The organism is Lysinibacillus sp. COL-1 (assembly GCF_059814265.1).
The window spans coordinates 354968-369663 of the sequence record NZ_JCAWSJ010000003.1 but is presented as its reverse complement, the minus strand read 5'-3'; the positions used below and the strand labels follow the sequence as shown (position 1 = coordinate 369663).

Annotated in this window: 9 protein-coding genes; 3 read left to right on the top strand and 6 right to left on the bottom strand. The window is 37.4% G+C overall.

Annotated elements, in window-relative coordinates; genetic code table 11:
* Positions 1 to 54: 54 nt before the first annotated feature.
* The 3 genes from AC6BKE_RS06170 to AC6BKE_RS06160 all read right to left on the bottom strand — a co-directional run bounded on the left by AC6BKE_RS06170 (position 55) and on the right by AC6BKE_RS06160 (position 2203).
* Positions 55 to 672 (bottom strand): nitroreductase family protein, encoded by a 618-nt coding sequence (locus AC6BKE_RS06170; protein ID WP_499856183.1) that lies wholly within the window; start codon positions 670 to 672, stop codon positions 55 to 57.
* A gap of 62 nt (positions 673 to 734) precedes the next feature.
* Complete coding sequence (locus AC6BKE_RS06165; protein WP_058843584.1) at positions 735 to 1718, bottom strand: ring-cleaving dioxygenase; 984 nt, start codon at positions 1716 to 1718, stop codon at positions 735 to 737.
* A gap of 50 nt (positions 1719 to 1768) precedes the next feature.
* A complete protein-coding gene (locus tag AC6BKE_RS06160; protein WP_036124642.1) occupies positions 1769 to 2203 on the bottom strand; it encodes a MarR family winged helix-turn-helix transcriptional regulator in 435 nt (144 codons plus the stop codon).
* A gap of 150 nt (positions 2204 to 2353) precedes the next feature.
* Between AC6BKE_RS06160 and AC6BKE_RS06155 the strand changes: the two genes are divergently transcribed.
* Positions 2354 to 4339 (top strand): catalase, encoded by a 1986-nt coding sequence (locus AC6BKE_RS06155; protein WP_342504390.1) that lies wholly within the window; start codon positions 2354 to 2356, stop codon positions 4337 to 4339.
* 51 nt (positions 4340 to 4390) lie between these two features.
* On the opposite strand, the gene AC6BKE_RS06150 is transcribed toward AC6BKE_RS06155, so the two are convergent.
* The 3 genes from AC6BKE_RS06150 to AC6BKE_RS06140 form a co-directional block, all read right to left on the bottom strand.
* Positions 4391 to 4864: a YusW family protein gene (locus tag AC6BKE_RS06150; RefSeq protein ID WP_244508184.1), complete on the bottom strand. Its 474-nt coding sequence runs from the start codon at positions 4862 to 4864 to the stop codon at positions 4391 to 4393.
* Positions 4865 to 4959: 95 nt separating this feature from the next.
* Positions 4960 to 7173 carry a YcdB/YcdC domain-containing protein gene (locus tag AC6BKE_RS06145; RefSeq protein ID WP_036118974.1) on the bottom strand — a complete coding sequence of 738 codons (2214 nt, stop codon included), beginning with the start codon at positions 7171 to 7173 and terminating at the stop codon, positions 4960 to 4962.
* Between the two features lie 126 nt (positions 7174 to 7299).
* Complete coding sequence (locus AC6BKE_RS06140) at positions 7300 to 8472, bottom strand: glycosyl hydrolase family 18 protein (RefSeq protein WP_419185182.1); 1173 nt, start codon at positions 8470 to 8472, stop codon at positions 7300 to 7302.
* Positions 8473 to 9162: 690 nt separating this feature from the next.
* Between AC6BKE_RS06140 and AC6BKE_RS06135 the strand changes: the two genes are divergently transcribed.
* Together AC6BKE_RS06135 and AC6BKE_RS06130 are read left to right on the top strand one after the other, a co-directional pair.
* Positions 9163 to 9582, top strand: coding sequence for a hypothetical protein (locus AC6BKE_RS06135; protein WP_058843580.1), 420 nt, complete (start codon positions 9163 to 9165; stop codon positions 9580 to 9582).
* A 13-nt stretch (positions 9583 to 9595) separates the two neighbouring features.
* Positions 9596 to 14686 carry a DUF4132 domain-containing protein gene (locus AC6BKE_RS06130; protein ID WP_499856180.1) on the top strand — a complete coding sequence of 1697 codons (5091 nt, stop codon included), beginning with the start codon at positions 9596 to 9598 and terminating at the stop codon, positions 14684 to 14686.
* Positions 14687 to 14696 lie beyond the last annotated feature (10 nt).

Here is a 14696-nt window from a genome sequence, read left to right as displayed (position 1 = left end):
TCCTAAATGTACATTATTCATAGTATTTGTATAGCAATTCTATTTTATACCACATTAATAATAAGTGGCAAATTCTTCAACTGGCTTGCGATAGCCTCGTAAGCGACGACTGTCTTCTTTTTCTTTCCCAATTGTAATCATCAGTGCTATTTCATGGGTTTCTGGCACATGAAATAGTTCTCGCAATTTCTGATGATCAAAGCCAATCATTGGACAAGTGTCCCAACCCCGATTTTTTGCAGCAAGCATAAATAGCATGGCAGACAAAGACGCATTTCGAATAGCTTCATCCTTCATAAATGTCTCACCACGTTCTTCATAAAATTTAGTATTCTCTGCAACAATTTCTGCTAGTTCACTAGCTGTTATTATACCCAAATCAACCATACCTTGACTTAGTTCAGCAGTATCTTTATAAGCTTCTTTATCACCTAAGACAAGGATTACCCCTGAAGCTGAATGCACTTTATATTGACCAAATGCCGCCTCTCGCACCCTTTCCTTCATATCCTCATCCAGCACAATGATATAGCTTGCATGCTGTAAGTTAAATGCTGATGGGGCGAGCTTAACATCCTCCAAAATAGGACGAATATCTTCCTCAGTCATCTTAACGCCCTTGATAAAATTATTAGCAGAGCGACGCTTATCAATCAGCTTGGAAAATTCCACTTATTAAACCCCCAATATAATTATGTATTCATCCAGTAGTAACCCTACTGAATGAAATAATATTACTCATATTCTTTATCGAACGTAATGGAGCTTCTTACAGTATCTATTGGACGAACGAGGCCTTCAATCTGCTCACGCTTTGGTTCTAAAAACGGTGGTAATGACAGTTTCTCACCTAGCGTTTCATATGGCTCATCACCCATAAACCCAGGACCATCTGTAGCCAATTCAAATAAAATTTGAGGTGCTACCCGTGCATACAATGATTCAAAGAAATGACGATTTACATAGCCAGATGTATGGAAGCCAAAGCTTTCAAAACGTGCAGTCCATTCATCTAATACTGCACGATCCTCTACACGAAAGGCTGCATGGTGAACCGTACCAAAGCCTTGTCGAGCAACAGGTAACACGGTGTTATGCTCTACAATAATTTGAGCGCCATTTCCACCCTCACCTACTTCAAATAGATGGAAATCCCCTTCTTCTGCAATTTCTTTAAAAAGCATCACTTTTTCTAGCATATCTTTAAAATATTTCACATTAGCTACACGAACAAATACTGGCCCTAAACCTGTAATTGCAAATTCTACTGGGATGGGACCATCTTGCCAAGGCGTGCCTGAAGCAACTCCTGTATTATGCTCATCAGAAATAAGCTGATAGTGCTGATCGTCAAAATCAACAAAGGACAATGTTTTCTTACCAAACTGTTCTTTAATACCTGTATGTTTTACAGTCAATCGATCAAAGCGCTTTACCCAATAATCTAAAGCTGCATCCGTCGGTACACGGAAAGAAGTTTTTGATATTTCATTTGTTCCATGTATCCCTTTTGGAATGTTTGGGAAATCAAAGAATGTCATATCTGTCCCTGCACTACCTTTATCATCTGCAAAGAATAAATGGTATGTTTGAATATCATCTTGATTCACTGTTTTCTTTACTAAACGCATACCTAAAACGAATGTAAAAAATTTATAATTCTCTTCAGCACTACTTGTAATAGCTGTTACATGGTGTACACCTTTTAAATGATTCATACAATATTCCTCCCATTTATCTCGACTTCGAGATATATGTGTAAAATTTTTTAATAATTAGTAGCGTTTTTACCTACTTTTTTAAGAGACAAAATCATTGTGTCCAGCTCCTGCGATTCCAATACTTCAAAAATCTCGTTTATTTTTTGTTCATGCCTAGGGAAAATCCTTTCCATTAAAGCCTGTCCCTCATAAGTTAATAACACATACGTAACACGTCGATCTTTCGGACATGCCTTTCGATATACATAGCCTTTTTGCTCGAGCTTATCAATTACATAAGTAATACTACTGCTTGCAATTAATATTTTTTTACCAATCGCTTGAATAGGCTGCTCTCCATGATGGTACAAAAATTCAAGAACCGAAAATTCGGTTTGATTTAAATCATATTGAAGTAAATCTCTTTTAGTGGCATCCTGAATCGTTTGATATGCTCGGAACAAGACCGTAAATGCTTTTAAGTTACGATTGTCTTCCTTCATACGACTCCCTCTTTTACTTCGAATTCATTTATCTTTAATTCGAGATAATAATAACATATTCATTTTTAATCAGCAATCATTTTGTTTCTCACGTTTGCCATCTTCTTCTACGGGTAGAATGTAGTTGTAACTTATAAAGGAGGATTTTACATGAAAAAAGACGTCAATCAAAAACAACAACAGCTAAAAGCATTCCGAGTAAGTGATAAAGATCAACCTCTAACAACCAACCAAGGATTAAAAATATCGGAAGATGAACATTCACTAAAAGCTGGTGAACGAGGACCCACTTTATTGGAGGATTTTCATTTTCGCGAAAAAATGACTCATTTTGATCATGAACGAATTCCTGAACGAGTGGTACACGCACGCGGGTCTGCAGCTCATGGAATCTTTGAAACCTATAAATGCGCGAGTGACATTACAAAGGCTCAATTTTTAAATGGACAAGGAACTAAAACACCTGTCTTTGTTCGTTTTTCTACCGTTGCAGGCTCAAAAGGATCTGCTGATACTGTCCGTGATGTACGCGGCTTTGCTACAAAATTTTATACACAGGAAGGTAATTATGATTTAGTTGGTAATAATATACCTGTTTTCTTTATTCAAGATGCCATTAAATTCCCCGATTTTGTACACGCTGTAAAGCCTGAACCGAATAACGAAATTCCTCAAGCTCAAAGTGCCCATGATACGTTTTGGGATTTCATTGCAAATAATCAGGAATCTGCCCATATGGTCATGTGGCATATGTCCGATAGATCCATCCCACGAAGCTATCGAATGATGGAGGGCTTTGGTGTTAATACCTATCGCCTTGTCAACGCTGAAGGAAAAGCACACTTTGTTAAATTTCATTGGAAACCTATACTTGGGGTTAAATCATTAGTATGGGATGAGGCGCAAATCATCGCTGGAAAAGACCCTGATTTTCACCGTAGAGATTTATGGGAATCCATCGAACGAGGCGATTTCCCAGAGTGGGAGCTTGGTGTCCAACTTATTCCCGTTGAGGATGAATTTAATTTTAGCTTCGATATTCTCGATGCAACAAAAATATGGCCAGAGGAAGAAGTTCCAGTACGTATCCTTGGGAAAATGACACTGAACAAAAACGTTGATAACTTTTTTGCTGAAACGGAACAAGCTGCATTTCATGTTGGACATGTTGTACCTGGTATTGATTTTTCAAATGATCCTTTACTACAAGGTCGCTTGTTCTCCTATACAGATACTCAGTTAATAAGACTTGGAGGACCGAACTTCCATGAAATCCCTATTAATAAACCAATCTGTCCCTTCCATAATAACCAACGAGATGGCTATGGCCGACAAACCATTAATGTCGGGCAAGTTAGCTACCATAAAAACTCCTTAGCCAATAACTCACCCTCTCCTGTCTCTGAAAGCGACGGAGGATATAAACATTATGAAGAAAAATTGGAAGGACACAAAGTACGTGCACGTAGCGATAGCTTTAAAGACCATTTTTCACAAGCAAGATTATTCTGGCTCAGTATGACCGATGTGGAGAAAAAGCATATTATTAATGCCTTTAGCTTCGAACTTGGAAAAGTAAAAAATAAAGACATTCGAAAACAAGTTGTAAATATGTTTGCTCATGTCAGCTACACACTTGCATCAGCTATTGCTGATCAAATTGGTATAGTACCACCAATCCAAGTAGAAGTACCACATACTCAACAAACCTCACCTGCTGTTAGCCAAATGATCAATGCAGTCGAAAATGTTAAATCTTTTAAAGTAGCTCTGATTGTAACAGACAATAGTAGTGAAAACTTAAACGAACTAATGGCTACATTGTTAAGTAAAAATATAGTGGTTGAACTTGTGAGTACTAAGCAAGGCATCCTAAATGGCTTTGAAATTCAAGAAACATTAGCTACTACCTCCTCCGTTCTTTATGATGGGGTTTATGTGACTGGAGCTTTCCAGCATTCTGATCAGCAATCAAAAGCACTACAATTCATTGAACAGGCCTATCAGCACTGTAAAACAATAGGCTATACGGAAAATGTTTCGTTTTTACAGCATCTTGCCAATAAAAATGGTGTGGCAAACAATCTGAATTCTTTTATTCGTTTCCTTGCTAAGCATCGACATTGGGTACGATAATGAATGGAAAAGCCAGCTAACGTATTGAATCTATTAGCTGGCGTATTTCTCTTATTTAATTCGTGTAAATTCCTTTTCATTTCCGTCAACAAATTCAACATCGACTTCAATGGATTGGTAGTTGGCTTCAATATTAAATACTTTAATTACTTGATCGATTACCTCATCATTAGGTGTTGTCGAATCGAAATTTAACTGCTTAAATAATGGCTCTAATTTTGTATAAGCTTCATCCCCTTGCAGTCTTTCATTCTTACGGTCATCCTGTAACTTCGCTTCTATACCTGATTTTTTGTCTTCATATTCTACCTCATATGACTCTGTTGCAGAATAATCAACATCTAATGAAAACTCTAAAAAATTAAAGGTCATTTGGTCTGTTGGCGTATCACCAGTCTGCTGTGTACCATTTTGATTTGCTGGTGCGTTAGTAGGTACGTCCTTTACTTCATCCTTATTACAGCCATAAAGAATAACAGTCATGAAAGAAATCGTTAATAAAAATTTCAATTTCAAATTATACACTCCCTTCTTTCCATATTATTTCCCCATCCAGCTATAAACTAACCCAAAAAAGACATCTCCTTTGATGAGGAAATGTCCTTTTAATGACACGCTAATTAATAATAGAAGTTGTGATCAACTTTATTTTCTTGAATAGCCTTTGCTAAACGGACTGTTGAGATAGCCAAGTCAGCATATGACACACTCTTCGTAGCATTAAAGTTGTTTTGCTGTGCATCAATTAGACCCATACCATGTGCTAAAGCAATATAGCCTGTATACGCTGGATCAATTGAAGTTGCATCAGCAAAGTTTAATTTATAAATATCTTTATATTTAGCAACATTATCTAATTGTAATAGTTTGATTGACCACTCTGCAAACTCTTGACGAGTCAGAGTCGCATCCAATGCAAATTGATTTGCAGGCTGTATGATCCCCATTTTAACAGCTTGTTCTACTACTCCATAGAGTGGATGCTTTTTATCAATATTGTTAAAGGATTGCTTTTCACCATCTCCATTACCATAGTAACCATATGTTAAGGAATGTAATAAAATTTTCAATGCTTCTCCTTTTGTCACAGCAGCATCCGCATTAAAGTTTGCTAGATCTTTTACCTCTAACACATTTTGATTTAATAAATAATTTAACTCTTTGGCAGCCGTTGGGTGAGAAATAACAGGCTTCTCTTTAGAGTCATCTACATTATTTAACCATTCACCAGAAATAGCATCAATCTGGTTAAATAAACTACCATTGTACGTAGGAGCATACACTAAATCATAATGTTGTTTATTCTCCATATCTTGTTTTACATATTGTAGTTGCAATGTAAGTGCCTTGCTATAGGCTTCTTTTGCTTTGTCAGCTGAAATGACCTTATTGATAGATGGCCAGCTATCTATCTTTTGCTTATATACACTTAGTGAGCGTAAAGATCCATCAGAGCCAATACCTACATATAAGCCATCTCCTACAACTGCAATTCCATTCATAATGCGTGGGAAGGTGAAGTAATATTCCTTATTATATTGATCAAATACAGCATCCTCGATTGGCATTGAATACTCATGTAGATATGAAGGTGCCCATTCCTTCAAGTAATCAGTTGCCTTCTTCAATGCAGCGTCCTTCGAAATAGCATTTACTTTGTTATCTACTAAAAAATCTCTCGATAGGTCATGATACTGAACTAGTTCACCTGTCGCCTTATTGATTTCTAAAGAGCTACCAGATCCACCATTGCCATACATATACGTATAGTTTACAGAGTATATCGTCTCACCATTGTCATTTTCTCTTTCATCTACTAATTCTATATTGAGCTTCGCTTTACTCTCATCAACCTTTAAGAAATTTTTCGCGAACTCTTCAGCCTCTGCTGCCGTCATACCGTTCTTTCTTGGTGGTAATGGCTGTGCTGAAATTTTCTCAACACTCTTTGTCTTTGGCAATTGCTCAGTAAAACCATTTGCTGTCTGCCATTGCCCATTTAGAGCATGTACACCATTGAACCCTGTGGCAGGCGTATACACAAGCTTCACATTACGTTGATTAGATCTGTAGTCGTAATCAATATAATAACGAAGCTCGACAGCTAAATTATCACGAACTTGTGCCAGCATATCTTCCTCATTCTTTTTTTGATCTAAACGATCAAAGGAAGCTTTACTAATAGATTCTGCATTACTAGACATCCCCGTAATTTCACCATTTGCCAGAACATGAATAGTAATACTTTGATCTCCAATAAGAACCCCATTATAAATTGGTGAATAGACAAAGGAGTAAGTAATTGGTTCTGATAATGGTCTAGTAATATTAAAACCATATTCGTTATAATCATCACGAAGTTTGTAATTATCCGAATCAACAAATTTACCCAGGAATTTTTGTGCAATTTTTTGCGCCTCATTCTCTGAATACTTTGCTGGATAGATTGCTTCTGCTATATTTGCAGGCTGATAATAAAAACTTTCTAGTTCTAAATCATCGCCCTTAAATACAAAACTACCATGTGCATCTTTACCATTAATTGTCTTATAGAAGTTTAGTTCATATCGAACCGTTGTATCATCTCTATAAAAATGACCTGGTCCAGAATTAAAGTCATTATCCGCTACAAATTTGAACTCTTCTGGGAATAGTGAACGTAATTTTTTTATCAGCATGTTTTTTGTAACTTTTGTTTCAGTTGAAGCTACCTGAATTTCGATACGCTCCGATGATTCCTTTACATTTGCAGATACATGCGAAATTGGTGCTAAAATACCAACAGAAAATGCTGTTGACGTCAAAATAATACCTAACTTTTTAAATTTACCCAAAATATCCCTCCTAAAATACTATTTACCATAATTATAATGTATTTTCCGATATTTAGAAATGTTTTTTACAGATAATTTCCACTTAGAAGAAAATACATTGGGTAAACCCTATTTTCCTTCCTCATGTTATTTCTTCACCACATCAAAATTGGCTCCAATTAATACCCAATTTTGAGGGAATGGTAGCCCCAACTTCCAATAACCAATACCACGGAGATTATATTGTTTAATAAGATTGAATTTTGCTTGAATAGATCTAGCATCTTCAAACCACACCATATGTGCCCTGCCTTGCTCATCATAGTATTCAAAGAATGGTGCTTGGGCTCGCCAATCAAACTGAATTGCTGCATTATAACGTTTGGCAATTTCAATGGCTCTTTGTGGGCTAAGTGCTTCCGCGTACGGTCCACCCTGTACAAAAGGTAACGTCCAGTCATAGCCATATAAATTTTGTCCAAGCATAATTTTACTTGCAGGTATTTCACTAATCGCATATTTTACAACAGCTTCTACCTCAGGGAGAGGCGAAACGGCCATTGGCGGTCCTGCAGAATATCCCCATTCATAGGTCATGAGTAAAACAAAGTCGACTATTTCTCCATGCGCCCTATAATCATGTGCTGCTGTCCATGGACCTCGTTCACTATCACTTGTTTTTGGAGCTAGTGCGGTAGACACTGTATATCCTTGAGCATGGAATTTTTCGACAGCTCTTCTTAAAAAATTGTTATAAGCTTGTCGTTGATCTGCTGGCAAATTTTCAAAGTCAAAGTGGATATCTTTCACTTCCCCAAGTCGCTTTGCTTCTGCAAGAATATTATCAAATAATAAATCTTGAACAGCCGTACTTTGAAAAATATCTCTCGCTAACTCGCCACTAAAACTAAAATTCTCCAGATTGGAAATAACCATAGCCAGAGATGCTCCCGTATCATCCGCAATTTGTGTCACACCTTGACTCGGTGGTCTCTGTAGGGTTCCATCCCTTCTTGCCTCATAACTGAATAAAGCTAAATATGTTAAATAGGGACCCGCTTCCCTAGCCTGATTCAAGAGGGCCTCGCTAACAGATGTTCCTCTGGGCTCTAAATACGCCAATGTTTCTGCCCTGGTTTTTGGCGGTTGTGGAATATATAATCTCGTTCCAATAGCTAATGGTTGATTGGGATTAATACCATTTACTTGAGCAAGCGTTACATAATTAATACCAAAGCGTTGCCCGATTGACCATAAGCTATCGCCTGGCTGTACATAATAAAAACTTCCGACAATTGGGATCACAAGAGCTTGCCCCACAACTAAACGATTTGGATCGGGAATTTGATTGGCCTCTACAATACTCTGAACCGTAGTCCCATACGCCTGCGCAATACCCCATAAAGACTCGCCAGCCCGTACAACATGTATTTGAATGATTTTGCCTCCTTCTCGCTTGATAAAATCATACCTATAAATCTTATGAAACCCGATAAGAAAAGATGTCTTGCTACAACACCACAAAAATCTATTACTTCGAATAGTGGATGAATTTTTGGATGGTGTATTTTATCATCCTTTTTAAAATAGTTTTTTTATTAGTGTATGAATAATAATTTCCTAAGGCTTCGGAACCCCCATTCACCTGATTTTTTGTTTGCTATGTATTCTACTGCTGTATGCCATGTACTCGATAATATCCATGTTTTTACTTTCCCTTCATTTTAATGTTTTCAATATATCTAGTGTCCTATCTTCTGCTTCTTCTCTACTATTTGTATAAGAAAACGCAAAATGATACACAACCCTAAAATATTTATCGTACAAACGTTCTATATATGACATATCCTTCTGTATAAATTCCCCCTCTTTCTACCTTATACATAAGTCTCTGTACGCTAGTTTTTGTCGCACTTTTCCCGAAATATTTAACGCAACTAGTATCATATGCCTTATTCTTTTCACTATCACCACTCTTGTATAATGAAATTATTGTAAGGAGGTGTTAGATTGCGTTTATTTTACCAGCAAAAAGTAATCGGCAAGAAATCTCGTAAGCTTCAAAAAATTCCATTTTCTATTGATGAGCCTGTTACAACTTTACAAGATTTACTTGTTCAACTTGTGACACAGCAGGTACAACAATTTAATGAAAAAATGGTCGATACACCACTTCATCTTTACTTAACGGATCAGCAATTAGATGACGCAACCCAGTATGGGAAAGTACATTTTGGAGAGAAGAAAAATGATTCTTTACAGTCAGTTGACCAAGCCATGTCCAATATGCTTCAAGCATTTCAAGATGAGCTGTTCTTGGTCCTTCACAATGAGGAATCGCTAGATTCTCTTACTACACCTTTAACCATACAGGAAGACGATGTTTTTACATTCATTAAATTAACTATGCTTGCAGGACGCATTTGGTAAGGAGGGATATTTCATGACACTTTCACATGAACAAAAAACATATTTTCAAGGTATAGTCGATTCCGCACCTATAGCTATACAGCCATTAGCTGCAGCATTACTAAAATATATGGACAACAGAGATTATGAAATAGAACAGCTGATTGCTGCTCAACAAAATTCAACACTTGAAGAGCTATTTAGTGGTCCACTATTTGACGTGCTTACGCTATTTTCTTCACAAGAACGTGCACTAAAGATTAAGAAACTAGCATTACGTTTTGATGCTACAATGTTCCAAACCGATGTTTTACGTCGATCATTTCGTTCATCTCAACCCGTGCAGGATCATCTATTCCAGTGTTTACAATTAATAGAAGAAATGCTGACCTTTGAGGAAATTACTTTGGAGGAGTTACTAGCGAATCATCATCAATACGAACATGGTACCTATCCCAATTACAGCTCTTACGTTTTGAAGAATGAAAATATAAAAGTAATGGGCTTTAACGTCTTTGAACAGTTGCTTGCTGACGAACTCTCTTTAGAAAATCCTTCTATTGAAGAGGTAGTGGAAAGTATTTTATTTGATGAGCATCACAGTAGCTTTTTCGGTCATCCGTTCATTCGGGGTATTTTTAAGTCCAATAACCACCGTATGCACGAGGCTCTTGGCAAATTATTAGTAGCAGCTGCCCGTCAAGAAGGGCTACGACAAGCAATCGTTGAAAATATTGACCATGGCAATCTTGTTGCACAGCTAAAAATGATGAAACTTATTCAAGAACATCAACTAACACGCTTCTCCTCTGTGATTCGAGCAGTCGATACTTGGATGGGGCTTGGCTATAATAGCTTTGAAAATCAAAAAGTGACGGAGGAAGTTTTAGCTTTAGCTGTCCAAGCCATCGAAGAAGATAACTTTGTTGAACAGCTACTAAAGAGTGAACGTACAATTGATATTTATGTCGCATTATGGGCAACTGCTACAAGAGACTATACAAGGCTAGATGCTGTCGTGACAACGCTCTTAAAACGTAACAAACATATCCAGCTTACAACGCTTGCCTTTTTAAAAAATTTATCTAAGACCTCATTTACAGCGCCATTTGTGAAGGATTTAATTTTAACGACGAAAGATATCGAGTTATTTGCCTTTGCATGGGGCAATTTCCTCTATGCTAACCACTATATTAATAGCGAGTATGCAAGAGATCATGAATGGGATCAAAACCTTCAAAAATTCATGCAAGAAAATGCACAGTTGCAAGGCATTGAATATCTATTATTCGAACAACTAGAATGGGCTAAGAATGAAGTTACAAAAGAAGGGCTGAATATTACAGGTAAACCTTTATCCTTTGTCCATGTCCATTTATCATTAGAAGATTTAATTTCAGCCCAAATTATTTTGGCCCATCATGTACAAGATGAGGTATTATTCCAACGAATTATTGCACAGGCAGATTCCTACTCACCATCAAGTAGAATCGGCTTACTTAATATTTATTGTCTTGATCCTAAAACACAAGGTCAACGTGAATTTTTATTTAATTCTTTACGAGATCGCAGCTCCATCAATCGTTCTCTTGCATTGAAAAAAATACATGCTCTGACACCAACCGAAGAAGAAATCGTAAAAATTGAAGATCTTTTAGCTAATAAATCAGGGGCACTTCGTAAAGAGGCTATCTCCTTGTTAAAAGCTCAACCACAGGACCCGTTATTGCAAAGTGCTGAACGACTGATAAAAGATAGTAAGCAGTTAAAAAGGCTTGGAGGACTTGAATTACTGTTAGAAGCTTCTAAGGACGACAATTTAACGAGTGAGCAAATTACCACTTTATGTTCCTTATTACCAAAAATAACAAAAAGTGAACAAGTTCTGTTAGAACAATTAGTAGCAAGGGATGTACCACAGTATAACGAGCGCAATGGCTTTGGCTTATATACGCCGCATTCCCCTATTCAATATGATCGTATTGCCGATGGGGCCATTCAAATGAATGGTGAAGAACCTTGGCAGCAGCTTGTTCCTTTCTATGTACAGACACCGACACCATTTGAACAATTTTTTCAATATGATATTGAAAAATTGCTGTCGAAGCTTGAGCAACTTATCCAAGTACTTGATGAACATGCTGAACTTGAGTATGAGACGTACCAATGGAATGATACGCCTATTACTACAACGTTAGGACAACAATATAGTGTCCTGACAGATAAAACGGACAGTCGGCGAGATGCTAGTCTAGATGCTTATCCTATTCCTGAGGAAATTGTTCAATGGATCAAGTCATCTCTATTTAGCCGTGAGGACTTAGTCTATTTTAATTTCTACAATAATCTATCAGAATACCCTGCTGCCCATGATCTTTCCGATGCAGCCCATACACTTATTAAACCTTTCTTCCAATACGAAGAAATTAAAGCACGAGTTGTTCAATTTGATTCCTTGAAATATAACTATACGATTCAACAAATTTTCTCTGTGCTATCGCAAGATAGCGATAAAATTTCAGGAGAGACAATGTTGCATAAAGAAGCTCTCTCATTACTAGAAAAGCATGCTCCTGAATTTAATAGCTTTGAACAGGCTATCGGCATAATGCTACAGCTATTCAAACAAATCCCTGCAGATCAGTGGCAGCTTGATGTTAGAGAGCAAAGTTATTATTACTATCGTTCTACATCTACTATTATTGATTTGGATGTTATTGAGACATTTGTAGAGCGATGCTGGTCTGGTTACTCAACCTATGGTGAATATGTCAAAATGCTCGCGATCAATGAAGAGCTTACAAAGCGTATGAAAAACGAAGGCTATAGTGCTAATGTATACAATTTATCACTGTTCCAATATTTAGATGCTATGAAGGCTGGGTTATTGACACAGGATCATTTATTTGAAGCCATCTTTACTGATACACTTGCTTCAGAAATATTTAACGAGCCTAATAAATTACTAGAACGCTATCAGCAGTCATTTGAAGACTTAACAGATTTTTTTGCTATTCGTGAACAAGCGATTGATCGTATTTTAGCCATAGAGCTAAAGCGTGGTGATACACCTACCACTGTAACCAAGCTTGCTAGTAATATTTCTTATTTTGAGGGTATTCATTATTTCTTACAAATTCTACAGGCACTTGATGGAGAAAAGCTTGCACGAGGTTATATTTGGCAAGCCGAAACGAAAAAGGATGTATTCTCTCGATTGCTAACTAGCTGCTACCCTAAAAAAGAAGAAACGGCACAGCAATTAAAAGAGGCGTGGGAACAAACAGATATTTCAAAAGAACGTTTAATCGAAGCCATGATGTACAACCAGCATTGGATAGACCTTGTCAGTGAGGTCATTGACTGGGATGGATTAAAGGAATCAGCCTGGTATTTTATCGCCCATACAACTGATTCTTTATCAGACTTTGCCAAAGATCAGATTGCCCTCTTCTCTAGCATAACTGCTGAGGATTTTCGTGATGGTGCATTCGATTTAGCTTGGTTCCAAAGTGCCTACGAAACACTTGGTGCAAAAAAATTCAAACTCGTCTATGATGCAGCAAAATATGCTTCTGAAGGAGCCAACCATCGTCGGGCACAGCTTTATGCAGATACGGCTATCGGTAAGCTCAGTCCCAAACCATTTATGCAAGAAATTCAAGACAAGCGTAATAAAGATAAATTACGCGCACTTGGCCTGATTCCTTTAAATAAATCTGATGATAAAGATGCCCTAACACGCTATCAATTTATTCAACAATTTTTAAAGGAAAGTAAGCAATTTGGTGCGCAACGCCGGGCTAGTGAAGCACGCGCAGCCAGTATTGCACTAGAAAACTTAGCACGCAATGCTGGTGATGGAGAAGCCACACGCTTTACATGGCGTATGGAATTATCAGCCTTTAACGATATCAAGTATTTATTTAAAGCACAACAAATCGAGCAAATTACAGCTCATTTGCAAATTGAAGAAGATGCGTCTGTAGCCATTGTCGTTGAAAAGGATGGTAAACGTCTAAAGAATATTCCTGCTGCATTAAAAAAACATGCTGCTATTGTAACCTTGCAGGAAGCTCGAAAAGATTTACAAGAACAATATAAACGGGCGCGTCCAGCACTGGAGCAGGCTATGGAATTAGAAACTGTATTTTCAGCTGATGAGCTTATCCATTTATTAGCTCATCCGATTCTAGCTCCCCTTTTACAAAAGCTCGTCTTTATCAGTGATGAACATGTTGGCATGCTTACACCAGATGGCTTACAGCTTTTATCTGCTGACATTGTGGCACTGGCACCAACGTCCGCCATCAAGATTGCCCACCCTTATCACCTTTTAGAAAGTGGTCAATGGAGACAGTGGCAAGCCTATATGTTTGAGCACAAAATACAACAACCATTTAAGCAAGTGTTCCGTGAATTATATCTCATCAATGCAGATGAAAAAGCACAAAAACAATCATTGCGCTATGCAGGACATCAGGTAAATCCATCACAAACAATAGCTTTGCTGAAAACACGAGGCTGGCAAATGAGTTATGAAACAGGTCCTCGTAAAGTGTATTACAAGGAAAATATTGTGGCATCCTTGTATGCACAGGCAGATTGGTTTACCCCAGCAGAAATTGAAGCACCTGCAATCGAAGGGGTTTACTTCTATGATCGTCTAACCGGCAAAAATATTGTGTTAGATGTTATTCCTGCTACGATATTCTCTGAGGTTATGCGAGATATTGACCTTGTTGTCAGCGTTGCTCATATTGGTGGTGTAGATCCTGAGGCAAGTCATTCTACTGTTGATATGCGCAGTATTATTGTAGAAGAATTAGCTAAATTATTGAAGCTAAACAATGTGGAAGTGAAAAAACAGCATGCCCTCATTGAAGGTAAGCTAGCAAGCTACTCCTTACATTTAGGAAGTGGTGTGGTGCATCAAGTAGGTGGTTCGATGATTCCGATTATTGCTGTTCCATCACAGCATCGTGGACGAATTTTCTTACCAATGGTGGATGATGATCCACGCACAGCCGAAATCATGTCAAAACTGTTATTACTAAGTGAAGATACTAAAATTAAAGATCCTGCCATTTTAACTCATATTCGTAGCTATGAACAAATGCGCTAATGTAAGCCAA

Excerpts from the sequence above, each read along its gene's own strand:
- AC6BKE_RS06130 (WP_499856180.1), top strand. The coding sequence starts at position 9,596 with ATGACACTTTCACATGAACAAAAAACATATTTTCAAGGTATAGTCGAT.
- AC6BKE_RS06155 (WP_342504390.1), top strand. The coding sequence starts at position 2,354 with ATGAAAAAAGACGTCAATCAAAAACAACAACAGCTAAAAGCATTCCGA.
- AC6BKE_RS06165 (WP_058843584.1), bottom strand. The coding sequence starts at position 1,718 with ATGAATCATTTAAAAGGTGTACACCATGTAACAGCTATTACAAGTAGT.
- AC6BKE_RS06160 (WP_036124642.1), bottom strand. The coding sequence starts at position 2,203 with ATGAAGGAAGACAATCGTAACTTAAAAGCATTTACGGTCTTGTTCCGA.